Raw genomic sequence first — 25,454 nt, forward strand, 5'->3', positions numbered from 1 at the left:
ACAAAACCCATGGAAATTCGCCACATCGTATTTTTTATTTTTGTAGCATCAGCGGTCTATGTTTATTTCAGAGGAAAAGTTCGCTTTGGGGTTGTTAGATCCCTTACCGATTACCAAGTGCTTTTGGCGCCCGTAAATGCTCTTTTGTATTTGTTTTCAAAAGTAAAGCCTGGCGCCTTTATTCCAGTCAATCAATTTCCTGAGATGAAACCGATTCAAGATAACTGGGAAATTATTCGTCAGGAAGCGCTTTCTTTGCAAGAAGGCGGCTCAATTGCGGCAGCCACTGGATATAACGATATTGGCTTTAACTCTTTCTTTCGCACTGGCTGGAAGCGTTTTCACCTCTGCTGGTATGGCAAAGAAGTGCCATCCGCCCAAGCAAAGTGCCCTAAAACGGTTGCACTGCTTAAATCCATCCCCTCCGTTAAGGCTGCCATGTTCGCCTCATTGCCCCCTGGGGCAACTCTGGTGCGTCATCGCGACCCCTATGCAGGCTCCTTGCGCTATCACATTGGCCTCATGACACCGAACGACCCAAAATGCTTTATTGATGTGGATGGGGAGCGTTACTTCTGGAAAGATGGCGAAGCGGTTATGTTTGATGAGACTTATATTCATTTTGCTGCCAACGAAACAGATCAACAAAGAATCATTTTATTTTGTGATGTGGAGCGTCCTGTTCACACCAAGGTTGTTGAGCTATTTAATCGCTGGTTTGGAAGATATGTCATGAGCGCCGCCTCATCCCAAAATGTGGAGGGCGAAAAAGTAGGTTTTGTAAATGTACTGTTTACGTATTTTTACCAACTTCGTGCGCAAGCTAAAAAACTCAAAGCGAAACATCGCTCTGTCTACTACGTGGGCAAATGGGTTCTCATTTTGGGTATTTTGTGGGCTCTTTTCTGGTAAACCCACGCCTTAGTTTTGTGGGCTGAGCAACAGAACAATTTGTTCGGGGCTAATTGACCCCCAAATCTCCACTCTTTTCTTGCGGCTATTTTGGCCAGAAACAAATTGAATCTGTTTTTGAGGCACCTTGAGTTGCTTTGAAAGCCAAGCCAATAAAAGCTCATTGGCCTTATTTTCAAGGGCCGGCGCCTGCAGGGAAATCTTTAGGCAACCATCATGAAGGCCTACAACTTTTGTTACCTTTGCCCCTGGTTGGCAATGCAAATTTAAGATGATTCCGGCGGGGGTTTGTTTTAACCAAATAGGTGTCATCAAAGTACTTTAAACTGAAACTATGTCAATCAAGAACTCTCAAGCTTTAGAACAACTATTTGCCAACAATCGCGCTTGGGCCGAGAGCATGGTGGCAGAAGATGCAAACTTTTTTAAGCGCCTTGTTTCTCAGCAAGCACCTGAATATCTTTGGATTGGCTGCTCTGATAGCCGAGTGCCAGCCAATGAAATTGTGAATCTCCTCCCTGGCGAATTATTTGTTCATCGAAATGTTGCCAATGTAGTCGTACATACTGATTTAAATTGCCTTTCGGTTATTCAATTTGCTATTGACGTTCTAAAAGTTAAGCACATATTGGTGGTTGGTCACTATGGGTGCTCTGGCGTACATGCTGCGCTAACTGATAAGCGTGTTGGTCTAGCAGATAACTGGTTGCGTCATGTCAAAGACGTACATCAAAAACATGAGCGTTATTTGGGCGATATCATTCCCACCCCTAAACGCCAAGATCGTCTGTGCGAGCTCAATGTGATTGAGCAAGTTGTTAACGTATGCGAAACAACGATTGTGCAAGACGCATGGGCACGCGGGCAAGATCTAACAGTACATGGCTGGGCTTATCGCCTCGAAACCGGCTTGGTAAATGATTTAGGCATGTCGAGCAGCTCTATTGAAGAAATGACTGAGCGCTATACCAAATCTGTAAAACGTTACGAATCAGAGCAAAACTAATTTGCTCAAATCCATTTCCAATCAAGTAGGCGTCGCTCTACTCAGACTGCTCGCCCTCTTGCCTTATAGGCTGTTAGTAGTCATTGGTTACGGACTTGGATGCCTTGCTGCCTATATTCCTGGCGATAGAAATCGAGTGGTCAAAACAAACTTGCGGCTCTGCTTTCCCAAGTTAAGCCCAAATGAAATTGATGATCTGGCGAAGGAGCATTGGCGATTACTTGGGCGCAGTCTAGTTGAGAAAAGCATTATTTGGTGCGGTAGCGCAAAACAGCTAAGCAATATGATCGAAGTGAAATCCGCCGTAGATCTCTCCAGCAAAAAGCCACGCATCTTAGTCAATATGCACTTCACAGGCATCGAGGGCAGCATCATTTTGAGTGCCTTAGCTAGAGAAAAACATTGGCCACGTACCTCAGGATTTTTTCAACGAATGAAAAATCCATTCTTCAACAAAAAGATTGTGGACTGGCGCAATCGTTTTGGCGGCAACTCCATCGATCGACAGGGCAACGCCAAAGCAATCATTCGAGAAATTCGCAACGGCGACTTCATCATCATTGCGCCTGACATTGATCTAGGTCTCAAGGATTCTGAATTTGTTCCCTTTTTTGGGATTCAAACAAACACCATCACCACCATTTCCCGTCTAGCCAAAATTACTGGCGCTGATGTTTGCATGATGACCACCACGTTAAAAGCCGATGAATCTGGCTATCTTTGTGAGATTGGCGCTCCATTACAAAACTTCCCTGGGCCAGACTCCAAGTCAGACACTGCTCGCCTAAATCAATACTTTGAGGCTGAAATCCGACTTCGACCAGCTGAGTACTACTGGGTCCATAAACGCTTCAAAAACCGCCCTGACAGCGAGCCGAACCCCTATAACCCTTCTAAATGAAGGGCATTTGTCCTATCATTAGAAGATGACTGAACGTATTGGGCTCTTTGCCGATCTCCATAGCAATTTAGAGGCTTTTGAGGCATGCATGGCGCGCGCTGAAGAACTTGGTGTAAGCCGCATGGTTTTCTTAGGTGATCTCGTAGGCTATAACGCCGATCCCGTGGCGATTATTGATCGCATCGCCACCTTGGTAGGGGATAAAAAAGCGATTGCTGTTCTTGGCAATCACGATGAAGCTGTTTTCAAAGACAGTCGCGACCAAATGAATGCTAGCGCTAACGCTGCTATTGAGTGGACTAAATCTCAATTAAAAAATAGTCATGTTGATTTTCTTAAAAATTTACCCCTCATGGTGCAAGAAGAAAAAATCTGTTTTGTACATGCTTCCGCACACAATCCATCTGACTGGAATTACATTACCGATAGCATGAGTGCCTGGCGCTGTGTACAAAACTCTGGCAAGAGCTACACCTTTGTTGGTCATGCTCATGAACAAGCCCTTTTTTATCAAAGCGCTGTTGGAAAACTTATTCGTTTTGCGCCGCATCCTGGTGATGAGATTCCAGTACTGCATCATCGCCAATGGGTAGGTGTTGTAGGCTCACTGGGTCAGCCCAGAGATGGCAATCCTGAAGCGTGCTTTGCAGTATTTGAACCCGAGACTGAGGTTCTTACATTTCATCGCGTAGCTTACGATCACTTTACTGCGGCAGATAAAGTCCGTCGCGCTGGGCTGCCAGAAGACCTTGCAAACCGTCTCATCACTGGCAAATAATCGATGGCAATTAATACTGATATTGAAGCCGTAGACGATATATTTCAAGAAGGCAAAGTGGTTGATGGCTTTGTCTTGGGCAAAGAAGTTCATCGCGGCGGAATGGCCAGCCTCTTCTCAGCAACTAAAGAGGGCATTGAAGTACCTATTCTGCTCAAGATACCTCGCGTTGGCAGAGACCAGCCTGTAGAAAGTTTGATCGGCTTTGAAACCGAACTGACGATCTTACGCTCCTTAAAGAGCCCTTATGTTCCTAAATATTTAGGCTCGGGCAATATGGCTACACGCCCATATATTGCAATGGAAAGGGTTGAAGGTCGCCCACTAGAAGACTACATTAAAGAAGGCAAAGTATTTACGATTGATGAGGTGGTGCGTATTGGGGCAGACCTAGCGCAAGCGGTGCAATCTTTGCACTCGCAAGATGCCATCCATTTAGACATCAAGCCTGAAAATATTTTGATCGATGACAAAGGCAAACTAACAATCATTGATTTTGGTTTGTCGCATCATGCGCGATATCCAGACCTGCTAGCAGAAGAAATGCGCAAAGGCGTTGGATCTGCTCCATACATCTCTCCAGAGCAGGTTGCCGGCATTCGATCTGATTCACGTAGTGATATTTTCTCTATTGGCGCGATCATGTATGAATTGCTTACTGGCGAGCTACCATTTGGCAACCCCCAAACGATGAGTGGACTTCGCAGGCGTATGTGGGCCGAGCCATTCCCCCTGCGCGCCATTCGCCGCGAGATTCCGCGGTGGCTACAAGAAGTTGTACTCAGATGCTTAGAGCCAAGGGCCGCAGACCGCTATCAAAGCGCTGCACGCCTACGACAAGTATTAAGAGATCCTGAGGGTGTCACTCTCACTGAGCGTGCCGACCGAGTTGAGCCGCCCAGCTTTTGGCAAAACCTTAAAGGCATGTTCAAGGCTGCAGGCTACGAGCCCTCCCCAAGTCCGCGTCCGAGTATGGGCAACTTTGACGCCCCCCTCATGATTGCTGCGATTGATACACGCCAGTCAGATGAAGATCTGCGTGAACGCATGCAAATCACAGCAAAAAATTTATTGCAGGCTTACCCCGAAAGTCGTCTGGTTTGTATAAGTACGATTAGCAGCACGCCCACCTTTGAGGGCAACCAAGAAAATGAAACTGCCAGCGGAATTGTGCGTGGCCATTTGGTGCAGCTGATGGATTGGGCGAAACCACTTAAGCTACCGCCAGAAAGAATTTCTTATCACGTACTGGAGGCTATGGATCCTGCCTCACGGATTGTTGAGTTCGCCAAAGACAATGATGCATCTCTCATTTTGATTGGAGCCTCACATAAGTTACCCAACAAGGTAACACCTTGGAGAACCTCTATGACCAAGATTGTCGAAGAGGCCCCCTGTAGCGTGCATATTGTGCGGACTTAAGTCTTAGCTCACTCAGCGCATTTTGTCTTACTCTTGATCCAAGATAAGTCTAGTTCTTGGTCTAATAAAATACCAAGAAATAACGCTGCAAGTATCTGAAAATAAAGGATTTTATAGAATGGCGGCTTTTTTAAAGTAGTGGCCATTCGCGCCCCCTTTATGAAGTAACGCGCTAGCAAATCAACAAGCGCTGTAGTTAGATAGACCCCCGATCCTATTTGGACTCCTTCATGCTTGATAATGCAAGCATGGAAGAAAAAGTACGAGTCTCAAAATTACTCTCCGAGCTTGGTCTTTGCTCACGTCGCGAGGCAGACTCTTATATTGAGCAAGGTTTGGTAACCGTTGATGGCGAGGTAGCGAACGAGTTAGGAACGCGCGCCTTCCGTCATCAAAAAATTGAGTTGCAATCAGGAGCAAAAGCACAACAAGCATCACGTGTTACCGTCATCCTCAACAAACCTGTTGGCTACATCTCTCACTATGACGATGAACAGGAATACCAACCAGCAGCTTCTTTGATCACGCCTGAAAATTACTTTGCCAGCCCTCTAGACAAAGGCAGAAGCCCTCGCTTTAATACCAAAGGTCTTGCACCTGCGGGGAGGCTAGATATTGACTCTACGGGTATGCTGGTTCTCACTCAAGACGGCCGTATTGCCAAATTATTAATCGGCGAAAATAGCCCTATTGAAAAAGAATATTTAGTACGCGTTGAAGGCTTTCTTTCATTCGAAGATTTAGATCGGCTGCGACATGGTCTCTCCCTTGATGGAGTAGAACTCAAGCCTGCTCAAGTAAGTTGGCAAAACGAAGAACAACTTCGCTTTGTGCTGCGTGAAGGGCGCAAGCGGCAAATTCGCCGGATGTGTGAGATGGTGGGGCTAAAAGTTTTGGGACTCAAACGCGTGAGAATGGGCCGCATCTCCTTGGGACCATTGCCTCCAGGTCAGTGGCGTTATGTAAGACCTGAAGAGCAGTTCTAAAGAGTTTGCACGCTTATAATTGCGTCCAAACCTAGACTAATCAACGCAGAATTACCATCGAAACTCCAAACTCCAGCACTCCAGGCGCAGAAGTACTGAGACGTCGCAGCTTTGCCATCATCTCCCACCCAGATGCAGGCAAAACGACGCTTACAGAAAAATTATTGCTTTACGCAGGAGCTATTCAAATTGCAGGAAGCGTTAAAGCTCGTAAAGCAAGTCGTCACGCAACTTCAGACTGGATGGAAATTGAAAAGCAGCGTGGCATCTCTGTAGCAAGCTCGGTGATGCAGATGGAATATCGTGATTGCATCATTAACTTGCTGGATACGCCGGGTCACCAAGACTTTTCTGAAGATACCTATCGCGTTTTAACAGCCGTTGATTCTGCACTCATGGTGATCGATGCCGCCAATGGTGTTGAATCTCAAACCTTGCGCTTACTCGAAGTGTGTCGCGCTCGCAACACACCTATTGTGACTTTCATCAACAAAATGGACCGCGAAGTAAAGGCGCCAATGGAGTTGATGGATGAGATTGAGACGGCGCTTGGCATTGAAGTAGTTCCTTTTACCTGGCCCGTGGGCATGGGCAAGTCCTTTGCCGGCGTGATTGATATTGCCAACTCTCGTATGCGCATGTTCAAAGCAGGCGAAGACCGAGTTACCGAAGATTCTCATGCTGTGGTTGATGTCAATGATCCGGCCCTAAAAGAACGTCTTGGCACCGACCTAGAAAATGCCCTTGCTGAAGTGGCGTTAATAAAAGAAGCCATGCCTGCATTTGATCTTGAGGCTTTCTTAGCCGGACGTCAGTCGCCGGTCTTCTTTGGCTCAGCCATCAACAACTTTGGTGTGCGTGAGATTCTTAATACATTGGTTGAGCTTGCACCTTCACCAGGATCACGCAAAGCTTTACAGCGAGAAGTCAGTCCTGCAGAAAATAAATTCTCAGCAGTAGTCTTCAAAATTCAAGCCAATATGGATCCAGCGCATCGTGACCGTGTTGCATTTTTACGCATCTGCTCGGGTCACTTTCAGCGTGGCATGAAATTAAAGATTTGTCGCAATGGCAAAGAAGTTCGCACCAATAACGCACTCTCCTTCTTGTCACAAAGACGCGATATTTTGGATGAGGCATTTCCGGGTGACATCATTGGTCTACCAAATCATGGTCTTCTACGCCTAGGTGACACACTGACCGAGGGCGAGCAACTGCAATTTACTGGGCTGCCATTTTTTGCCCCGGAAATTTTCCGCATGGTTGAGTCTGCTGATCCGCTGCGCTCAAAACAACTACGCACCGGTCTGATGCAACTCGGCGAAGAGGGGGCCATTCAGGTCTTCCGGCCAATGGCCGGTGGGACCATGCTACTTGGCGCGTTCGGCCAGCTTCAATTTGAAGTAGTCAGCCATCGCCTGCAGACTGAATATGGCGCAGAGGTGCGCCTTTTACCTGCCCGCTATAGTCTAGCCCGCTGGGTTAGCTCAGATGATCCTGTGGCGCTGAAAAAATTTACCCAAGAAAATATTCACCGCATGGCTGAGGACGTTGTGGGCGCCTCTGTTTTCTTGGCATCCCACAAATCTGAGTTAGATGTTGCCCAACAACGTTGGGAATCCATTCAATTCCACGCCCTCAGAGAGCATGCTGGCTTAATTTATCAGTCCGATTTAGCGGGCTGATTGCTTTAGTTCATTAGCGAGCTGCCCTGCAATCAAAGACTGCAACTAATTGAGTATCACTGCTTCTGAATACGGCAACTTTGCCATACTGCGCACAATAATCACTCGCCTTCTGGGTTAACTGTTGTATAGATTCACCACTGCTATTCAAAAAAGTAACGTGGTTTGAATCTGATGCATCTGTATAGACCGCAGCACAAGCGCCCAATATAAATACAGAACATATGCTCAAGATGGTAGATTTCATCAATGCGTTCATTTGAAAATCTTTCGTTATTAATTTAGTGATTTTGGGAGCTAAGCGCTTCCAAAATCTTGGCGGTAACTTTGCTAGCAAACGGCCTGTAAATCAGAATGCATACAATAGCCACAGGGTAAGCTACCAGCCAAACTTCAAGCCATACCCAAAAGAAATTTTGCGCCAGACCAACGCGCACAAGTGTCGTGGCCAGCGTAATACTCAAAGACATGAGACAACCCATCACTAACGCAAAAATAAGGCTTGGTAAATTCATGATTCAATTACTCCAGGAATGCTTCATGGCTGAACGCCATAATTTAAGTTGTTGTGCAATTAAAAACTAGACTCTTTTTACTAACATTCTCTTGCCAAGAATGACTGTAGACACAACCAATACGGCAAAGATTAAATTCATCATCGTGAGTGAATCCCCAAGCAAAATACTGGCTGCCACTAGCGTACAAAAGGGTTGTATCAATTGCACCTGACTCACCCTTGCAATACCGCCAATCGCAAGCCCTTCGTACCAAAAGAAGAAGCCAAGAAACATTGGGAATAAGCTCAAATAAATAAAGCTTGTCCAAGCTACCCCTCCAGCATCTATGTACTCTGGGCTATAAGTTAACCAAGCCATCAAACTATTTAAGGGCAAAGAAATCACCAATGCCCAAGAAATCACGGCCCGAGGATTCATCTTTCTAGAGAGCTCGCCCCCTTCTACATACCCTATGCATGCACTGATTCCGCCAAGGACTAAAAGGCCGTCAATGAACGTAAAGCTTCCAGAGTTCTTCAACAAGGCATATAAAACAACTAAACCAGCGCCCAGTATTGATACCAGCCAGAAACCCAATGAGGGGCGCTCTTTAAATCTCAGCACGCCAATCACCGTTGTAGCCAGCGGCATCATTCCCAAAATCACTGCGCCATGGGAAGAGGAGCCATGAGCCATTGCTACGGTAGTAAAAATAGGAAAGCCAAATACTACTCCAAGCGCTATGACTACAAATTTCACAAAATCAACTTTGCTAGGTATGGGCTCTTTTTTATAAACAAGATAAGCCAGAGCAACCAATCCTGCCAAAGTTGCTCTACCAAAGGCAATGAAATAGGGGTTAAAGCTTAAGACGGCAATCTTACTCACTGGCAGCGTTAAGCTAAAAATGAGGATGCCGATAAAGCCAATCAGCATGCCTTTACTTTCTCTATTCACCATCACCCTTTATCTATTGTTGAATTGATTGTATTAACAATCTTCAAGATGTGGGCTGTATTATGTAAGCACTTCCTATGAAACTAAACGCATTTATTCAAGCCATCTATATTGCACCCTCCGGGGGTGAGCAGATGCAAGCCATTACTCACGCAAGAGTCCATGCCGACTTGGGCATTGAAGGTGATCGTTATGCATTGGGCAAAGGCGCATATTCGGCGGTTGAGCCCATCAAGGTTCGCCATATCAGCTTGATTGCCCTCTCTGGCATTGAGACCGCTAATGATTGGCTAAAGGCGGGTGATGAGCCTACTTTTGACGCCGCCGAAACACGCCGCAATATCTTGCTTGAAGGAATTACTGCTGCCGATTTGAATAGTCTAGTAGGCCTGCAATTTCAGCTGGGCAGCATACGGCTTCGGGGAACAGAGCTTTGCACTCCGTGCGAGAGGCCTGCCCAACTACTTAATAAACCTAGCTTCATGGATGCATTTGAAGGACGGGGCGGTATTCGGGCCGAAGTGCTCAACTCTGGAACGCTTCATGTTGGTGACAAACTACAACTTGAATGTGAGCAATGACATGATTCATTACTGCGATGATGCGACCATAACAGCAGAGCAAGCCATAGACCTCTACACACGCTCCACTCTTGGAGAGCGACGCCCCATTCATAGCATCCAAATCTTTGAGGCTATGCTCAAAAATGCAAACCTTACCGTGACCGCCTGGGACGATAAGAAGTTGGTTGGAATTTCTCGCACACTTACTGACTTTGCTTATGTAGCGTATCTTGCAGATTTAGCGGTTGACCAACAATATCAACGCTCGGGGATTGGCAAGCAGCTGATCGAAGAAACCAAAAATCGACTTGAGCCGGAATGCATGATTGTGCTTTTAGCAGCACCCAAAGCCAATGAATACTATGAGCACATTGGCTTTGAGCACAACCCGCGCGCTTGGACTCTGAAGAAATAATTAAGTCTTTATCATTGCTGCATGACTATCACTCGATTTTGTTTGGTTCGGCACGGCGAGACCGACTGGAATGCCGAACGCCGCCTTCAGGGCCACACCGACATCAACTTAAATGCCAGAGGTGTTACTCAAGCGAAGCAAATGGCGCACGCACTCAAAAAGATGAATCTTCAATTTGATGTTTTATATACCAGCGATCTACAGCGTGCAGCAAAAACCGCTCAAGCGATTGAAGAATTATTTAATACCACTGCGATAGAGAATAATTTACTTAGGGAGCGTCATCTTGGCGCACTGCAAGGGCTCACTACTGATGAGGCCCCTATTCAAGAGCCAGCACTCTGGAAATCTCATCTCAGCAGAAATATTCACGAGAAATTACGTGATGGTGAAAGTATTCAGTTATTTGCAGATCGCATTCAATTCGCTCTGGAGCAAATTCGGACGCAACACTTAGGCAAAACCATTTTGTTGGTAAGTCATGGTGGTGCATTAGACATGATGTACAGGATCGCCAGCAATCAACCCCTAGATGCCGCAAAGGTCGTGGCGGTGCCTAATGCCTCACTAAACTGGATCAGTCACGATGGGCTTGCATGGAAAGTGGATGCATGGGCCGACACAAGCCACCTGGACGATTTGGCCCTAGATAACCTAGATCTCTAAATTAAAGGTTAGGGGGCTATGATATGCCCATGAAACTGATTCTTTTCGCAATGGCGCTGTTCATTGCATCTCTCACCTGCAATCCTGTCCATGCAATGACTGACGTTCCCGATGCGCTTCCAGATCGCATTGTTGGAGACATCGGTGCGGCTGTTTACACCTCTAACTTACATATCGGCACCGAAGGGACGCAATCTCTTCCTTTGCCCTATGCCTTTTTTGACTACCAACGCTTTTTTGCTCGAATTGATGAAGTGGGTATTAAGACTTTTAAGATGGGCTATGGCTATTTTGAAGTTATCGGCAAAATTAATTTAGACACTTACAAAGTAAAGTCTTCTATTAATGGCAACTCAATTAACCGAAGCGATCCAATTCCCCTGGGTTTTGGAACTTTTCAAGAAACACCCATCGGCGGTTTTTTTGTAAATGCGTATCACGACTTTGGAAAATCCAAAGGAGCTCTTTATGAATTTCTATACTTTGCCGAAATTGAAACGTATAAGAAAGTCGTTATCTACCCCCAAATAGGGATTGAGCGGCAATCCAGTCAGTATGCCAATTATTACTATGGCATTAGCCCTGGGGAGTCCAGCCTAACAGGCTATGCAGCCTATAGTGCGCCAGCCACAAACAATCTTTTAGCAGGCCTAATGATAGAAATTCCAGTTGTAGATAACTGGTACATCAACGTATACGGCAAGCGCAAGTGGATGGGCAGCGGCATCAACAATAGCCCCGTCATGAATCGCTCATTTCAAGACAATATTTTTATGGCGCTAGCTTATCGCTTTAAATAGGTAAAATAAATAAGCCACCCTCAGGTGGCTTATGCTGTTCTCAACTACTTAGCGGGATGCAGTTTATTTTGATCTGATACACAAAAGTCTACGATCACATCAGCGAAGCTTAGATAACGTGAATTACTTTTTCTAAAACGATCGATCTCTGCCGCAAGGGGTGAGACGGCACCCTTAAAACCAGCATCTTCATAGCCAGGATGATATGGAGCCTCTTCAACAAATTTGTTTGTCATGTATTACCTTAAATAGTTAGCCCCAAAATGATTTCACTTTGGGAGATATAAATGAATTCACACTGCAGTGGCAGCGCAATAAAAATTAGCGAGCTATTCGACCAGAATTGACATGAAACTCTCCCAAAGCAGCCCATCACGGACATAGGTCTATGCTGATGGATGCCGCTCCCCCTGTCCTTGATACCTGAGAGATTCACCCTAAGCCTAGCTTAGGACTTGCTCCTTCGGTGCACCATAAAGATGGTGTCTCTCCAGACGGCTGTTTAGGATAAGCAGTACCTTCCTGGTGGATACCTGAGCGTTCATGGGAGTTTGCGCCTTCGGTGGAGGGTAGACCCTCACTCTCCTGCTTATAAAAATTATAACCGCATGACACTAATATCAAACTAATGATTTATACCGATATGCCCTTAAAAAGACATTGCGAGAATAGCGAGGCCTGAGATCAGCATTACCAATTCCATAAGCAATAAGAACTTCTTTTCGGGCAACGCTAAAACAATTTTTTTAGAAAAGATGGAGCCAGCCAAAACGCAAGCTCCAATCAAAAGTCCTTGAATAAAGGCGGTCTCATTCAGAAAGCCTAACTGATGAAAGGTAATGCCCTTGGTAAATAAAATCGATAACGTGCTGGCAGCCTCTGTGCCCAAGAAAGCGCCCTTTGTTAAGCCATACGCCAGGAAAAATGGTGTATTGATAGCGCCCGTTGTGGCAACGATTCCGGTCAAATAACCAATTACAGCGCCTACCAATCCCATCTGCCAAAGCTTTAAATAAAAATTCTTATTGCGCATCCGGCGACGAACCGGAATTAATAAGATTAAAAATATGCCTAGGGTGATCTCAATTAAACGCTCGTCAAGCTGCACTAAAGTATTGACGCCCAGCACCGTAAATGGAATGGCAGTGAGACTGTAGACAAAACATACGCGCCACTCAATGACGCTCCACCACAAAAAAATGCGAGAGAGATTTGCTACTGTGGCGACTAAAGCAATAACTGGAATAGCCTGAATGGGCCCATAAAAATACACCAGGGCGGGCATTAATAGGATGGTGGTGCCAAAGCCAATAACACCGCCCAAAACACCAGCACCTAAACCCAGCAAGCCCAAAACAAAGGCTTGAAGAAGAAGATCAAGCAAGTTTATTCATCTCGGATCAATTTTGAGCGAGGCTATTAACGCCCCTGACAATCTAAAGGCATCTCCCACAAAGGCTTGCCTTGACTGTAATCGCAGTTAACCCCAACTGGGGAGTAGGTGCTTGCAAGGCAGCCGCTAAGACCCAAGATAGAAAAAGCCAATAAGACGCTTAACAGTATTTTTTTCATTTGCTTTTACCCAAAAAGTGATTGCTTTTGATTTTTACACAATCTAGTTAGAAAACTAGCCGAGCAGCCCATATGCAACCCAAAATAGATTTAAGGCAACCAAAGCAATGAGAGTGAAAAAAGTAATTTTCATACCCAATACACGCTTACTAAAATTGGGTGGCGGCTCATTAATTCCTTTAGCGTGAATCAGGCGCCCAATAATCAGTGTGATGCCAGGAATGAGCACCAACCAAGCGGGTGCGCCATTGAGCTCTAAGCAAGCAATCAAGATGAGCCCAAAAGGGACATATTCCGCAAAGTTTCCTTGAGCACGAATAGCCCTTTCGAGATCTTCATGGCCCCCACTCCCCAGGCCAACCTTGTTCTTTCTTCTTAAACCAATAACGGCAAAAGAGAGTTTAATAAAGATGATTGTTAGTAAAGCAGCGATTATTGAAGTGATAAGCAACATTCTTTTCCCCTTAAATTACTTCTAGTACTTTACTCAAAGAATTTCCTTCATAGTTTGGTTTTTCACCAATCTCCTCGAAGGGATGTGCAAGACGATTCACCCAAAACACATCGAACCCAAACCATTTAGCAGCCAATGCATCCCAAGCATTGCTTGACACAAACAAGATCTCTTCCTTGCTTACAGGAAATGTTTTTAATAAAAGTTCATACGCTTGAGGTGCAGTTTTGAATAAGCGCACATCTTCAATGGTGACTACCTTGTCCAAGTAAGGTCTTAGTCCATTACTCTCGACGACTGTTGCCAGCATTTCTCTACTGCCATTGGACAAAATTGCTGTAGAGATTCCCTTGGCTTTAATTGTCTTCAATACATATAGGCTATCTTCAAAGCCAGTGAGTTTGGCGTACTGATTCATCAATCGCTGCTCATATTCTGCAGTGAGATCGAGCCCCATACGCTTGCAAACATAGCGTAATGAGCGAATAGTTAATTCCCAAAATGGCAGGTAGTACTTGCTGCCACTGGGATTGGGATCGCTCATGGTCACTAGGCGGGTGTATTCAATCTGGCGATCACGCCACATCAGCGCAAATGCTTGACCATGGCCCGGAAATAATTCTTCCGCTAACTGGCCCATGGAATAAACATCAAACAATGTTCCATAGGCATCAAAAGCAATAAGTTTGTACATGCTATTCCTACTTTCTAGATTTGTTTTTTCAACGCCCTTCTTAAATTTGGGCCAGGAATTCCCGGTCTTCAGTTCCTGAACATAAAGTAGACTGCTCCGAGCAAGCAAAATCCCGCCCAAATGTAATCAGTCTTAAATGGTTCGTCCATATAAAACACTGCAAATGGCACAAACACACTAAGCGTAATGACCTCTTGTGCAATCTTCAGTTGGCCCAATGAAAAATATTGAAAGCCAATTCGATTAGCGGGCACTTGAAAAACATACTCAAGCAAAGCTATGGCCCAGCTCGCAAAGACGGCAATCCACCAAGGCTTGGACGATAAATTTTTTAAATGGGCATACCAAGCAAAAGTCATAAAGACATTGGAGAGCACCAAAAGACCGATAAATGACATTGGCCCAGAGAAATTAGATAGATTAGGCATGGACCAATCTTAACGAGTTTGCTGACTCTCTAACAAAAAGCCACCCGAAGGTGGTTTTGGCATTACTTGGCGGCCACAGGAGCTTCTGATCCTACATCTAGACTACTTCCAGCTAAGATTTAATTTTTTATGAGAAGCGGCACAATCTCTCAAATAGAGATTAATGAGGCTTTGGTAAGGAATTCCCACCTCTTCTGATACAGATTTGAAATAGCTCACTGAATCCTCATCTAATCTAATCGTAATGGGCTTCTTAAGCATAGAAGCATATGGGTTTTTACGAGCTTTTGAGAAATCATATTCTTTGCGCATATTCATCACCTTTAATAAGCTTTTGACTCTTTAGGGGTTGCCTTACGAGCCGAAATAATCCTAATAACATTACCCTCACTTCGATAACAATGACATACCAAAATCATGCGAAGAGAATGGCTTACTCCTAGCAAGATAAATCTGTCTTCATCTTCAGAGTGATCGGGGTCGGAAATTAACTTAGCACTTTCGTCATAAAAAACTGATTTAGCCTCTTCAAAGGAAACGCCATGTTTTTTAAGATTGGCAGAAGCTTTTCGAGGTTCCCATTCAAATCTAAGTGAAGTCATATGTACATTGTACATATATTAAATGGGGCAAGCAAATCCGCCCGACAAAAAAATTAGATGGGTTGGGCATAAGGCAATCTTAACGAGTTTGCCCAGATCAAATGAAAAAACCACCCGAAGGTGGTTTGTTGATTCTTGGTGGCCCCGCCCTAGTGTATTCGTTACTTGGCTGATTTAGTAGGCTGGGTTGGTGTGGTGTTCTGAGCCTGACGAATGAAAATGGCTTCACCAATCTTGTCAAAAGCACTTTCATAAACTTTTGGATCATCAATCGGGGTGTCATCTGTTGCTTTTTGACCGTATTGCAGTGTTTTAGTTTGGCTATCCACAAGATTTAATCTAACTCTTGTCTTTTTGGGTGAGATCTCTTCGATAGAAACGGTGACAGCTGTTCTGCCTTCCATATTCATAGAGCCGATCAATCGCGCAAATTGGGCAATTGGAGAATCTATTTGCTTATTCGGCGATACAGCAGTAATAAAGCCAGTATCTAAACTAGCTGAACCAATGATGTATCCCAAATCTTGAAGGACTGACATCACAGAATTAAAAGTGGTTTTCTTGTCGGCCTCAAATACCTTAGCTTGATAAGCCTGAATTTCTAAAGAAGTCTTTTGAGGCTTTACCGCTTGCTGAACGCAAGCTGAAAGCGATAGGGCGCCAAGAAATAACGCAAGAATTAGTCTTTTCATTTTTCGTATTAGAAGGAAGATGATCTAGAAGAGAAATCAACAACCGTCTTCACGCCCTTAATATCCTTAAACTTGATTATTAAGGTCATTGTTCTGCTTGATTGCTCAAAACCAGATGACTTACTTGAGCCGCCTAGCAATATGATTGTGGCGTATGAAGAGTTAGAAGCGGCATTTGAAACGGTGGCATTCTTTTGATAAGTCCAAACCTCTTCTCCGTCTGCATTCTGTGTAACCAAGTTAGGTGCGCCAAAAGTTTCAACCACTTCAGCTTGGGTGGTGATATTTTTCTTTAGGGTAAGACTCACCTGACCTGATGTCAGATTGCTTTTAGACATTGGCTCGCCAACAGGGGTTGTTCCCACGCAGGCAGCAAGCAATAAAGGGAACAATAAAACGATGAGGCTTTTCATATTTGAACCTTTTTACACGCAGCTTATTAAGGATTCATGATTTTATAAGCTTTTGCACGCTCTAATGAAAAAACCACCCGAAGGTGGTTTTGGTATCTCCTCCAGCCAATAACAATCCAGGCACAGAATTTTAGGTCTCAATCTAACACCTATTTATGGGCTCCATATGGGCGTTTACCCTCGATTACCAATATTTAAATGGCCTCTCAGCATCTACATCACCGCCCAGGGCCCTCATCGTCATATTGCAGTGGGGACAAGTAAGCCCATCCCACACAGAAAGATGATTGGTGGAGTGACAACTGGTACAGGCAGGTGCCATATTAATTTCAGTATTAATACTTCCTGGATGAGCAACCGTATAAGTATCAATCGTTGAGCAAGCTTTACAGACCATGCTCACCCTCGAGGAGTGAAGCCCAACCTCTTTGCCGATACCACTAATACATTCAAATTTGCAGGAGCGACATACGAATTTATATCTAGCCATAGCGAACCTCATTAATTCTTTTTAGATTGAAGTGCCAGCTTCTTTATATGCGCATCCTGAATAAGCAATTGTCTCTCCTGATTGGCAACACCAATCGTGATCTTCCTAGATATAAGATCGGCATACACGCCATCAATCCTCTTAAAGAAATCCTCGTAGATTGCTTTCTTTTCAGGACTTAAGCCCTCTAAAGCAATTGGCCGACAAGAATTTGCTTCAGCTAAATAGTTCGTTAGCGCCTTAGATTGCTCGTCTGTCAATTTATCTGCAGAACTAAAAAGGGCTTTCGCATGAGAGTTGTTCCTTGTCACAGCAATAACCTGACTGTCAACCAATAAGGCATCGGCACTTTGATTGCTACGGATGATGCAATCATTTAACCTCTTAGCAACCGATCCTGAGTGATCAGGTGGCAAAGCCATCATTGGCGCTGCGGCCTTGGCAACTTGTACCGGATTATTGGGAGCAACATTTGTTGCGCATCCACTCAGGAAAATGATTCCCACCAAACTGAATTTATATATATTTTTCATTGGGCACCCTTTGGTTATTGATAGACAAAATCAGCACGGCGATTTTCTTTAAATGCCGCTTCTGTCTGAGCTGGATTGGCCGGCCTTTCCTTGCCAAAACTCACTGCCTCTAACTGAGACTCACTGACACCTTGAGCGAGAAGTGCTTTCTTCACGGCCTCAGATCGCCTTTGGCCTAAGGCTAGGTTGTACTCAGCAGTTCCACGGTCATCCGTGTTGCCTTGAATAATGATTGATGCTTTTTGCTTTTGAAATGCTTTTAAATATGCGGCGTGTGCGGATATAGTTGAAACGTATTTTGGATCTACGGTGTAGCTATCAAACTCGAAATAGATTGAGCGCTTCCCATAAACGCTAGACTTCGGATCGCTAATAGGATCGTAAGTGGAGAGGCCGCCAGCATTGACAGTGGCGACACCATTAGCGTCATCTAATTTAACGCTACTACAAGCCGAAACAAATAAAACCAGTAATGCCAATGGCAATACTTTTATAAATTTAAACATGATGAAATTTCCCAAATATGGCTACGTTCTGGTAGCCAAATAGCAAAGGGGCATGCCACTAAAGCATGTCCCACCCAAGAAAAGTTAGGCTATAAATTTGGGAGGTTTAAATGCTGAATCGGGAAAGTTTTGGGTAAAAGATGCTTCGTTTGCCAGAACAAATTTTTGCTTGGTCATTGGCGAAAGAAAAATGGCTACCCCAACATCACTGATGTTTGCAGTTACGTGGCTCATCAGATACATGGTATGAACCTGCTCTTTGTCATCTGCCGATTCAGAGCTGTTATACGCCTGTTGTGAGGCGGAAGAATTACTGTAACTTCCAGCGAGTTCTGCACGCTCTATTGCGGCTTGAATAAAAATACTTCCAGCCGCCGCCTTAAATGCAATTAAAAAGAGGCATGTCAATAGAACGAGCGTTTTGCTACGAAGCAACATGGGTGAAATTCTATACCCGATTAGCGCATTTGTCGTTTCAAACGACACTCAATAAGAGGGGGAAATAAAAATAGCCCAACAAGTGGGCTATTGTGATTCTTGGTGGCCCGGGGCGGAATCGAACCACCGACACAAGGATTTTCAATCCTCTGCTCTACCGACTGAGCTACCAGGCCAAGACTTGGGATTATAACGAATTGGCTTAAGGTTTCATCAAATTTCCCTAGGGCACCCCTTAATAGTGGGTTTTACTAAATCTGCAGGGTACACAGCCTTATTGTGCCTCGGCCTAGCTTTCGCCTTTGTTTCGGGAGGTGTCAATACCCAAGGCTTTGAGTTTGCGATACAAATGGGTTCTTTCAAGACCCGTGTACTCTGAAATCTTCGTCATGCTGCCACCCATGATTTGCATTTGATGTTCGAAATACGCCTTCTCAAACAAATCTCGCGCCTCTCTTAAGGGTAAATCAAAGTAAGTTTTTGCAATACCGCTGATGTACTCACCTTCGGGGGGAGTTTGCGCCGGCTCCGCCGCTACCTGCTTAGGGGCCGCCACAGCACTTGCTTGAACGGCTCGCTCTTGCTCGGGCTCAACATGTTTTGGAGAACTCTCCAAAGCCTTACTAACTGTCTTCAAAAGCTTTTGTAAAGCAATTGGCTTTTCTAAAAAATTTAGTGCGCCGATACGGGTTGCCTCAACCGCCGTATCAATAGTGGCGTGACCAGACATCATCACTACGGGCATGGTGAGCTGTCCTGTGTTGGACCATTCTTTTAGTAACGTAATGCCGTCTGTGTCTGGCATCCAGATATCCAACAAGACAAGGTCTGGACGCATTTGTTCGCGAATAGTGCGCGCCTGAATAGCGCTCTCTGCAGAGTAAACAGTATGGCCTTCATCCGTAAGGATCTCATTGAGAAGCTCACGAATTCCCATCTCATCATCAACAACCAAAATACTAGCCATTCTTAGGCTGCCTCTTTTGCTAAATTCATAAACAAAATTGATACTTTCGCACCAATGACTTCTTCACCCTGCATGCGGTTCCGAATTTCAATTTTGGCAGAGTGGTCATCAATGATTTTCTTGACTACCGCTAAACCCAATCCCGTACCTTTGCTTTTAGTCGTTACATAAGGCTCAAAGGCTCTTGCCATTATCTTAGCTGGAAATCCAACCCCACTATCACTTATTGTTAACCGCACCGCATTTTGAGCTATGCCATTGTGCTCACCATAAGGCACCAGCTCTGTCTTTACTTCCACTGGACTACTAGGATTGGGGCCCTCTAAGGTCGCATCTTGAGCATTTTGTAATAAGTTATGAATCACCTGCCGCAATTGTGTAGGATCACCCAGAATTTCTGGACAATTTGGGTCTAGTTGGGTTCGTATAGGGCTGCCTTCGTAAAGGCCCAAAATTTCAGAAGTGAGGGTGTTGATTGAAACGGGCTTTAATTGTGGTGACGGCGTCTTAGCAAAATCCCTAAAGTCATTTACCATTTCTTTCATGGCTTGCACCTGACCAATAATAGTTTCAGTGCTGCGATTAATCATCTCTTCTTGTTCAGGGCTCAGCTTACCAGCAAGCTTATGCTGCAATCTTTCAGCCGAAAGTTGAATTGGAGTGAGGGGATTTTTAATTTCATGGGCAAGGCGTCTAGCAACCTCACTCCATGCAATCGATCTTTGCGCACTCACCACATCAGTAATGTCGTCAAAAACCACCATACGCAAATCACCCGTAAGCTCGGTCCCTCGCACGAATAAAGTGACACCCAGCTCATTTTCAAATTCATTTGTACTGTGTAGTTGGATTTGTTTTTGCCACACTGGTGCATTCGTCTGCGCAGGTTTTTGCTCGGCTCCGCTCTCACTCAGCACTGCTAACTTCATGGTTGCGAAGCCTTCTTTTATCGCGCCTTCGAACTCTACCAAAGCAGGATTACTGCTCAGCGGCCTTCCATCGAGTTGCGTAAGGTCCTGACTAAAAATGCGATCTGCGCCTGCATTACTAGAAACCACGTTGTAGTTTTTATCAAAAATACATACGCCCGCAGTCAAGCTGCCTAATACACGCTCTAAGAATGCCTTGGACTCCTGCAAAGAAGTACGTGTATCGGCCAACTGTCTAGTCATCACATTAAATTGCCGTGTCAACATACCCAGCTCATCACCAGTATCGAGCTCTGGCTTGGGCGATAAGTCGCCCTGTGCGACCGCTTGTGTACCCTTGAGAAGCATGAGAAGGGGGCGGGCGAGCTGTCTGCCCAACATGAGGGCCAAAGTAATTGCCACAAATACTGCAAAGAAGAGGGTAAGTGTCAATGTCCCCACAAACATCTTGCGCAAGCCTGTGCGGCCAAGGGCCTTTTCTTGATACTCACTATAGGCAGACTCCACTGCGAAAATATTCTTGGCCAAAGGGGTAGGGATATAGCGCACCAGTTGTAAAAAATACTTATCGTCTACGTCTTTTCCTGAATCTAATTTGCTATGAAGGGCCTTTTTGCGAACTATTGGAATAATTGCCCTGACTCGATAGCCACGCTGTCCACCTTCGACTTCAATTTGATCTAAAAAAGTCATCCCCTTCTTTTTAAATGCTTCTGTAATGACATCGGCACTTGGTGCAGGGAAATATTTTTTTGGCTTTACCTCGCTGGTGAAGATCAAATTACGCTGCATATTGAAGAGGCTAACCTCTTGAATACCAAATTGATTACGAATTTTCATCACCGCAGCAGCAACCTGCTCCGTTGTTGCTCCTGATGGGGTCTGCACAATCTGTTCGGCAATGAAGTTGCCTTCACCCAAAATTTCTTCTTGCGCCACTCGCAAGGTAACGCGCCCTAACTCCAACCCTGAATTCAGCGCCGTCTCCACTTTGACGTCAAACCAAGTCTCAATACTGCGCGACACGAACTGCAAAGAAACGCCGTACAAAATTAGGCCCGGAACAATTCCGACCAAAGCAAAAATCATGGCCAGTTTTGCTATCAAGCGAGTGCCAAAGTGTCCCCGATACCACCGCACAGCAATAACAACTACCAGGGTGCAGATGACTAGAGTTAAGCAAATTCCAATCACCACATTTGCTGCATATAGCCAAATAAAATAATTGTCGAAAAATTCCGTATTCGAAGAGGCGATAGCCAATAGAACCAGTAGCAGTAAGGCAAAGGCGCCGATTACACCGATCGTGATCGGAATTATTTTTTTGCTCCAAGCTTTAGATGTAAAAAAGCCCGGGTCCAGCATGGCCGCTATCGATCTCATCGCTTGATTAAATTAGGTCCAGCAGAAGAAAATGGGAAGCGATACCAATCACTAGATACATTCCAGTCGCGATTATTGAGTGCGTTTACTTGAAATGGTTTTGGCAGCTTACTAAGATCCAGGTTCATACGCATGCTGGCAGCATAAGATTTGCCAGGGTCTAGTTGAGAACCCTCCATGACTCGCCATCCACCAATACTACCCACTGCTTGTAATGCCTCAGACATCGTTTTGGCAGAAAAAGTAAAGCCCTCTGAAGCAATTCGATACTGCTGTGTTAGCGGCTGATAAGACAAACGTGTTTGTCTTTGCACCAGCGCAGGTTTTTCATCAAACCAATACCAACGTGATCTCGTTAAATCAAACTCCGTTTGAAAATATAAGACAACGCCTTTTTGTACCGCATCCTCTAAGCCCGGAGACAACTCAATCTGAAAAGTAGCATTGAGAAGCCAGTCGTTATCCACCTTCTCTAATTCAAAGGATTTGATCTTGATGCCTTCTGCGCTCACGGCGGTTGAAAACACACCTAAGGCCATCAAGAACAAAAAGAGAAATTGTTTAATTCTTCGGCTCATGGCCCATTTTTCTTAAACAAAGCATAGTAAAAACCATCATTTAACTCGCCAGGCAAAATCTGGCCTGGAGCGTCTAATCGTACCGCATCGGAGTGTTGCTCAGCAAACCAAATGGCCTGATCATTACCTTCCTCCAGGAATATCGAGCAAGTGACGTATAAAAGCGTACCTTCCACTTTGAGCATTCGCCACGCCTGATGCAAAATCGTGCGCTGTCTTTCTTGCAGGGCTCTGATATCCGCTTCACGCCTGAGAAATGGGATGTCAGGGTGGCGCGAAACGATTCCGGAAGCCGAACAAGGTGCGTCGAGCAGAATCTTGTCAAACAAAACACCATCCCACCATGCAGCTTTTGAGGCATCACCACGCAACACTCGAACCTTCTCAGAACGCAAACGCAAGCGGTCTAGATTGCCCCCAATTTTTCCAATGCGGTCACCATCTAACTCCAAGGCCTGCATTGAACAATCGGCCATCTCCAACAAGTGTGCTGTTTTTCCACCAGGGGCAGCGCAAGCATCAAGAACAAGTTCCTCCTCCCGTGGCTTTAATATGATTGCCGCTAACTGTGCACCAGCATCCTGAACAGAAACAGCGCCCGTATAAAAGCCCGGCAGGTCCGATACGGGCACAGCTTCAGGCAACCAAAGTGCAGAGGGCAGTTGAATTCCTGCCAATTCATTTACTGGTTTAGATGAAATTCCTGCATCAGATAATAAGGATTGGTATTGCTCACGAGAGTATTGCTTTTGATTTACACGCAAAATTAATGGTGCACGCCGAGCTTGTTGAAACAAAATAGATTGCCAGGCCTTTGAATAGTTGCGCTTTAGATTTGCTCGCCACCAAGCAGGGACGTACATTGGAATTGGGTCGGGTGGAAAACGTTTCTCACCCTCTGGCGGGTTTATCACTAGGCTGACCTTGCGCAGGACTGCATTCACCATGCCTTTTGCATACATAGTTGGGTCATATTCACCACAAGCCTTGACCGCCTGATCAACAATCGTGTGCGCAGGGTAGCCCTTACCTTCGGCGGGGGTTTGTAAAAATAAGGCGATCGCAACACTTAATAAATGATCAACCTCGACAGGCGGTGCCTTTGGAATAAATTGCTTAATGAGCTCATGAGATCGCACCCATTTACGCAAAGCATCAAAACTCAGACTCTGAACAATAGGACGCTCATGCGGCTCCAACTGATCCAAAACTTCTGTGAGTGATCTACCGTCCATTACCTCGCTAATCGCTTGTGCAGCAATCGTGATTGCCTCAGAAAGCGGAAGACTGCGTGGTGTTTTTTGATCAGTCAAATTAGTTTACTCCGGGGTATACCCCGTCTTTTGCCATACTCATTAGGCGCGCCACTCGCTCTTCAGTTGGTGGATGTGTTGAAAAAAGTTGTGCCAAGCCACCTGCGCTCAGGGGATTGAGAATCATCATCTGTGCCGTTTCTGGATGTTGCTCGACTGCTTGAAACGGAATCCCTTGAGCATAGTTGTGAATTTTTTCCAATGCATGTGCCAGCGCCTCCGGATCAGAGCTAATCTCTGCGCCACCGCGATCAGCCTCGTACTCTCTTGCGCGAGAGATGCTCATCTGAATCAAGCTTGCTGCTATTGGCGCCAAGATTGCAACCATTAAGCTCGCGATGGGGTTATTGGGCCTGCCCTCAGAGTCTCGACCACCAAAAAACATGGCGAAATTAGCTAGTGCTGAAATGGCGCCGGCCATAGTTGCGGCAACCGTCGATATCAAAATATCCCGATGCCGTACATGCGCAAGCTCATGAGCCATTACGCCACGCAATTCACGATTAGAGAGGATTTTCAAAATGCCCGTGGTTGCTGCAACAGAGGCATGCTCAGGATTGCGCCCCGTTGCAAATGCATTCGGAGCATCCTCGTCAATCAAAAATACTTTGGGCATAGGTAAGCCGGCTTTTTCTGATAATTCTTTTACCAATCCATAAAACTGAGGCGCCGATCTCTCGTCGACTTGCTGCGCATTAGTCATCTTCAACACCATGGTGTCAGAAAACCAATAGCTGAAAAAGTTCATGCCAATAGCCATCAGCAAAGCCATCAACATGCCCTGCTCACCACCCAACATGCCGCCAACCACGATGAATAGAGCGGTAATGGCTGCCATCAATATAGCGGTCTTTGCAAAATTAAACATTTCTACTCCTTTGCTTGAAATTGCAATAATTTTTCACCAGGATCTTTTGGCTGCAGACATGTTTTGGCGTCCATTTTTTTACCCCCGGACTTTTGCATCTCCAAAACCTCCAGAACCCCTTCACCACACTGTATATATGCACCACTATTACTAAAACCAAGGATGTCACCTGGATTGCCAGTGGCTTTTATTTCTTTGGTGTCTGCAGCCCTTGAATTCCAAAACTTGATTGTCTGCCCATTGAGATTGCTACTGGCTCCCGGAAAGGGATTAAAGGCACGAATGCGCTGATCAATTTCTTTGGCGCTTAATGACCAATCAATTTCTGCTTCACTCTTTAGTATTTTTTCAGCATAGGTAATGCCAGCATTTTCTTGTGGAACTCGAATCAAGGATTTGCCTTGCTGCAGGTCATTTAAAACATCAACCACTGCTTTTGATCCAAGCTTTGCCAACCGATCATGCAAGCTGGCGCTGGTCTCATCATTCGCAATGTCAAGATCGGAAACCAACACCGTATCTCCAGTATCCAAACCCGCATCCATTTGCATAATACAAACGCCCGTCTTCTGATCGCCCGACTCAATCGCTCGCTGAATCGGCGCTGCACCACGCCAACGAGGCAGTAGCGAAGCATGGATATTAAAACTACCGTATCTACCTGGCCTTTCGCTAATATCCAAAATTTCTTGCGGCAAGATTAAGCCATAAGCCACCACTACCATGGCATCAAACTCTATGGAAGATAGCTGCTCATATGCCGCTTGTGCTTGAGCTTGTTTTTGTGGATCTGCGCTGTTGCGACGCAAGGTTTCTGGCTGCAATACCGGAATATTGTTTTGCAAGGCGAACTCTTTTACAGGGCTTGCTTGCAAGTGCATACCTCTACCAGCACGACGATCTGGCTGAGTGAGGGCTAAAACAATTTCATGACCAGCATCGTAAATTGCGCGCATCGCTTGCGCTGCAAATTCAGGGGTTCCAGCAAAGACGATTTTCATTGGTG

Annotated in this window: 35 protein-coding genes, 1 tRNA gene and 1 riboswitch; of the genes, 11 read left to right on the top strand and 25 right to left on the bottom strand. The window is 45.3% G+C overall.

Annotated elements, in window-relative coordinates:
• The first annotated feature begins 15 nt into the window (after window positions 1–15).
• A complete protein-coding gene (locus tag ICV36_RS09985; protein WP_215401635.1) occupies window positions 16–912 on the top strand; it encodes an aspartyl/asparaginyl beta-hydroxylase domain-containing protein in 897 nt (298 codons plus the stop codon).
• A 9-nt stretch (window positions 913–921) separates the two neighbouring features.
• Here the strand turns inward: ICV36_RS09985 and ICV36_RS09990 are convergent, their stop codons facing one another.
• Window positions 922–1,224, bottom strand: coding sequence for a DUF167 domain-containing protein (locus ICV36_RS09990; RefSeq protein ID WP_215400524.1), 303 nt, complete (start codon window positions 1,222–1,224; stop codon window positions 922–924).
• A gap of 22 nt (window positions 1,225–1,246) precedes the next feature.
• On the opposite strand from ICV36_RS09990, the gene can reads away from it, so the two are divergent.
• The 6 genes from can to ICV36_RS10020 all read left to right on the top strand — a co-directional run bounded on the left by can (window position 1,247) and on the right by ICV36_RS10020 (window position 7,690).
• Window positions 1,247–1,918: a carbonate dehydratase gene (can, locus tag ICV36_RS09995; protein WP_215400525.1), complete on the top strand. Its 672-nt coding sequence runs from the start codon at window positions 1,247–1,249 to the stop codon at window positions 1,916–1,918.
• 1 nt (window position 1,919) lies between these two features.
• The gene (locus tag ICV36_RS10000; protein ID WP_215400526.1) at window positions 1,920–2,819 is read left to right on the top strand and encodes a lipid A biosynthesis acyltransferase; all 900 of its coding nucleotides are present in this window, start codon (window positions 1,920–1,922) and stop codon (window positions 2,817–2,819) included.
• Window positions 2,820–2,844: 25 nt separating this feature from the next.
• Window positions 2,845–3,597: a metallophosphoesterase gene (locus ICV36_RS10005; protein WP_215400527.1), complete on the top strand. Its 753-nt coding sequence runs from the start codon at window positions 2,845–2,847 to the stop codon at window positions 3,595–3,597.
• Window positions 3,598–3,600: 3 nt separating this feature from the next.
• Window positions 3,601–5,019, top strand: a complete 1,419-nt coding sequence (locus ICV36_RS10010) for a serine/threonine-protein kinase (protein ID WP_215400528.1) — start codon at window positions 3,601–3,603, stop codon at window positions 5,017–5,019.
• A gap of 248 nt (window positions 5,020–5,267) precedes the next feature.
• Entirely contained in the window at window positions 5,268–6,005 is a 738-nt protein-coding gene (locus ICV36_RS10015) for a pseudouridine synthase (RefSeq protein WP_215401636.1), read from the top strand.
• Between the two features lie 56 nt (window positions 6,006–6,061).
• On the top strand, window positions 6,062–7,690 hold the full coding sequence (locus tag ICV36_RS10020; protein ID WP_215401637.1) for a peptide chain release factor 3: 1,629 nt from the start codon (window positions 6,062–6,064) through the stop codon (window positions 7,688–7,690).
• Between the two features lie 13 nt (window positions 7,691–7,703).
• Here the strand turns inward: ICV36_RS10020 and ICV36_RS10025 are convergent, their stop codons facing one another.
• From ICV36_RS10025 to ICV36_RS10035, 3 genes are all read right to left on the bottom strand, one after another.
• Complete coding sequence (locus ICV36_RS10025) at window positions 7,704–7,949, bottom strand: hypothetical protein (RefSeq protein ID WP_215400529.1); 246 nt, start codon at window positions 7,947–7,949, stop codon at window positions 7,704–7,706.
• A gap of 22 nt (window positions 7,950–7,971) precedes the next feature.
• On the bottom strand, window positions 7,972–8,205 hold the full coding sequence (locus ICV36_RS10030) for a DUF2798 domain-containing protein (protein WP_251375015.1): 234 nt from the start codon (window positions 8,203–8,205) through the stop codon (window positions 7,972–7,974).
• Between the two features lie 66 nt (window positions 8,206–8,271).
• Window positions 8,272–9,147, bottom strand: a complete 876-nt coding sequence (locus tag ICV36_RS10035; protein WP_215400530.1) for a DMT family transporter — start codon at window positions 9,145–9,147, stop codon at window positions 8,272–8,274.
• A gap of 74 nt (window positions 9,148–9,221) precedes the next feature.
• On the opposite strand from ICV36_RS10035, the gene ICV36_RS10040 reads away from it, so the two are divergent.
• From ICV36_RS10040 to ICV36_RS10055, 4 genes are read left to right on the top strand one after another with little or no spacing between them, the layout of a single operon-like run.
• Entirely contained in the window at window positions 9,222–9,725 is a 504-nt protein-coding gene (locus ICV36_RS10040) for an MOSC domain-containing protein (protein WP_251375017.1), read from the top strand.
• Entirely contained in the window at window positions 9,688–10,122 is a 435-nt protein-coding gene (locus ICV36_RS10045; protein ID WP_371743202.1) for a GNAT family N-acetyltransferase, read from the top strand. Before ICV36_RS10040 ends, ICV36_RS10045 begins: the two co-directional genes overlap by 38 nt.
• A 21-nt stretch (window positions 10,123–10,143) precedes the next feature.
• The gene (locus ICV36_RS10050; protein ID WP_215400531.1) at window positions 10,144–10,788 is read left to right on the top strand and encodes a histidine phosphatase family protein; all 645 of its coding nucleotides are present in this window, start codon (window positions 10,144–10,146) and stop codon (window positions 10,786–10,788) included.
• A gap of 29 nt (window positions 10,789–10,817) precedes the next feature.
• The gene (locus ICV36_RS10055; protein ID WP_215400532.1) at window positions 10,818–11,588 is read left to right on the top strand and encodes a MipA/OmpV family protein; all 771 of its coding nucleotides are present in this window, start codon (window positions 10,818–10,820) and stop codon (window positions 11,586–11,588) included.
• 44 nt (window positions 11,589–11,632) lie between these two features.
• Here ICV36_RS10055 and ICV36_RS10060 read toward each other — a convergent pair whose 3' ends face one another.
• From ICV36_RS10060 to fmt, 21 genes are all read right to left on the bottom strand, one after another.
• Window positions 11,633–11,824, bottom strand: a complete 192-nt coding sequence (locus ICV36_RS10060; RefSeq protein ID WP_215400533.1) for a hypothetical protein — start codon at window positions 11,822–11,824, stop codon at window positions 11,633–11,635.
• A 164-nt stretch (window positions 11,825–11,988) separates the two neighbouring features.
• Window positions 11,989–12,092: riboswitch (glycine riboswitch) on the bottom strand.
• 145 nt (window positions 12,093–12,237) lie between these two features.
• Complete coding sequence (locus ICV36_RS10065) at window positions 12,238–12,972, bottom strand: sulfite exporter TauE/SafE family protein (protein ID WP_215400534.1); 735 nt, start codon at window positions 12,970–12,972, stop codon at window positions 12,238–12,240.
• A 35-nt stretch (window positions 12,973–13,007) separates the two neighbouring features.
• Window positions 13,008–13,160, bottom strand: a complete 153-nt coding sequence (locus tag ICV36_RS10070; RefSeq protein ID WP_215400535.1) for a hypothetical protein — start codon at window positions 13,158–13,160, stop codon at window positions 13,008–13,010.
• A gap of 55 nt (window positions 13,161–13,215) precedes the next feature.
• Window positions 13,216–13,614, bottom strand: coding sequence for an MAPEG family protein (locus tag ICV36_RS10075; RefSeq protein ID WP_215400536.1), 399 nt, complete (start codon window positions 13,612–13,614; stop codon window positions 13,216–13,218).
• Window positions 13,615–13,624: 10 nt separating this feature from the next.
• A complete protein-coding gene (locus tag ICV36_RS10080) occupies window positions 13,625–14,308 on the bottom strand; it encodes a haloacid dehalogenase type II (protein ID WP_215400537.1) in 684 nt (227 codons plus the stop codon).
• Between the two features lie 68 nt (window positions 14,309–14,376).
• Window positions 14,377–14,736, bottom strand: a complete 360-nt coding sequence (locus tag ICV36_RS10085; RefSeq protein ID WP_215400538.1) for a DMT family protein — start codon at window positions 14,734–14,736, stop codon at window positions 14,377–14,379.
• 102 nt (window positions 14,737–14,838) lie between these two features.
• Window positions 14,839–15,048 (bottom strand): BrnA antitoxin family protein, encoded by a 210-nt coding sequence (locus ICV36_RS10090; protein ID WP_068949841.1) that lies wholly within the window; start codon window positions 15,046–15,048, stop codon window positions 14,839–14,841.
• Between the two features lie 11 nt (window positions 15,049–15,059).
• On the bottom strand, window positions 15,060–15,338 hold the full coding sequence (locus ICV36_RS10095) for a BrnT family toxin (protein ID WP_215400539.1): 279 nt from the start codon (window positions 15,336–15,338) through the stop codon (window positions 15,060–15,062).
• A gap of 161 nt (window positions 15,339–15,499) precedes the next feature.
• Window positions 15,500–16,030 carry a hypothetical protein gene (locus ICV36_RS10100; RefSeq protein WP_215400540.1) on the bottom strand — a complete coding sequence of 177 codons (531 nt, stop codon included), beginning with the start codon at window positions 16,028–16,030 and terminating at the stop codon, window positions 15,500–15,502.
• 8 nt (window positions 16,031–16,038) lie between these two features.
• The gene (locus ICV36_RS10105) at window positions 16,039–16,443 is read right to left on the bottom strand and encodes a hypothetical protein (protein WP_215400541.1); all 405 of its coding nucleotides are present in this window, start codon (window positions 16,441–16,443) and stop codon (window positions 16,039–16,041) included.
• Window positions 16,444–16,627: 184 nt separating this feature from the next.
• Window positions 16,628–16,933 (bottom strand): hypothetical protein, encoded by a 306-nt coding sequence (locus tag ICV36_RS10110; RefSeq protein WP_215400542.1) that lies wholly within the window; start codon window positions 16,931–16,933, stop codon window positions 16,628–16,630.
• Window positions 16,934–16,944: 11 nt separating this feature from the next.
• Window positions 16,945–17,466, bottom strand: coding sequence for a hypothetical protein (locus ICV36_RS10115; protein ID WP_215400543.1), 522 nt, complete (start codon window positions 17,464–17,466; stop codon window positions 16,945–16,947).
• Between the two features lie 14 nt (window positions 17,467–17,480).
• Window positions 17,481–17,972, bottom strand: coding sequence for a peptidoglycan-associated lipoprotein Pal (gene pal / locus ICV36_RS10120; RefSeq protein ID WP_215400544.1), 492 nt, complete (start codon window positions 17,970–17,972; stop codon window positions 17,481–17,483).
• Window positions 17,973–18,056: 84 nt separating this feature from the next.
• Entirely contained in the window at window positions 18,057–18,410 is a 354-nt protein-coding gene (locus tag ICV36_RS10125) for a hypothetical protein (protein WP_215400545.1), read from the bottom strand.
• Between the two features lie 100 nt (window positions 18,411–18,510).
• Window positions 18,511–18,586: transfer RNA gene (locus ICV36_RS10130), tRNA-Phe, on the bottom strand.
• A 113-nt stretch (window positions 18,587–18,699) separates the two neighbouring features.
• The gene (locus ICV36_RS10135) at window positions 18,700–19,377 is read right to left on the bottom strand and encodes a response regulator (protein WP_215400546.1); all 678 of its coding nucleotides are present in this window, start codon (window positions 19,375–19,377) and stop codon (window positions 18,700–18,702) included.
• A 2-nt stretch (window positions 19,378–19,379) separates the two neighbouring features.
• Complete coding sequence (locus ICV36_RS10140) at window positions 19,380–21,689, bottom strand: ATP-binding protein (protein WP_215400547.1); 2,310 nt, start codon at window positions 21,687–21,689, stop codon at window positions 19,380–19,382.
• Window positions 21,686–22,267 carry a DUF4390 domain-containing protein gene (locus ICV36_RS10145; protein WP_251375019.1) on the bottom strand — a complete coding sequence of 194 codons (582 nt, stop codon included), beginning with the start codon at window positions 22,265–22,267 and terminating at the stop codon, window positions 21,686–21,688. Before ICV36_RS10145 ends, ICV36_RS10140 begins: the two co-directional genes overlap by 4 nt.
• Window positions 22,264–23,580, bottom strand: a complete 1,317-nt coding sequence (gene rsmB, locus ICV36_RS10150; protein WP_215400548.1) for a 16S rRNA (cytosine(967)-C(5))-methyltransferase RsmB — start codon at window positions 23,578–23,580, stop codon at window positions 22,264–22,266. The genes ICV36_RS10145 and rsmB overlap by 4 nt, the downstream gene beginning before the upstream one ends.
• Before the next feature lies 1 nt (window position 23,581).
• The gene (gene htpX, locus ICV36_RS10155) at window positions 23,582–24,448 is read right to left on the bottom strand and encodes a zinc metalloprotease HtpX (protein ID WP_215400549.1); all 867 of its coding nucleotides are present in this window, start codon (window positions 24,446–24,448) and stop codon (window positions 23,582–23,584) included.
• Between the two features lie 2 nt (window positions 24,449–24,450).
• Window positions 24,451–25,449, bottom strand: a complete 999-nt coding sequence (fmt, locus tag ICV36_RS10160; RefSeq protein ID WP_215400550.1) for a methionyl-tRNA formyltransferase — start codon at window positions 25,447–25,449, stop codon at window positions 24,451–24,453.
• Between the last annotated feature and the right edge of the window lie 5 nt (window positions 25,450–25,454).

It is taken from the genome of Polynucleobacter sp. MWH-UH35A, assembly GCF_018687075.1.
In the GTDB taxonomy this organism is placed as follows: Bacteria; Pseudomonadota; Gammaproteobacteria; order Burkholderiales; family Burkholderiaceae; genus Polynucleobacter.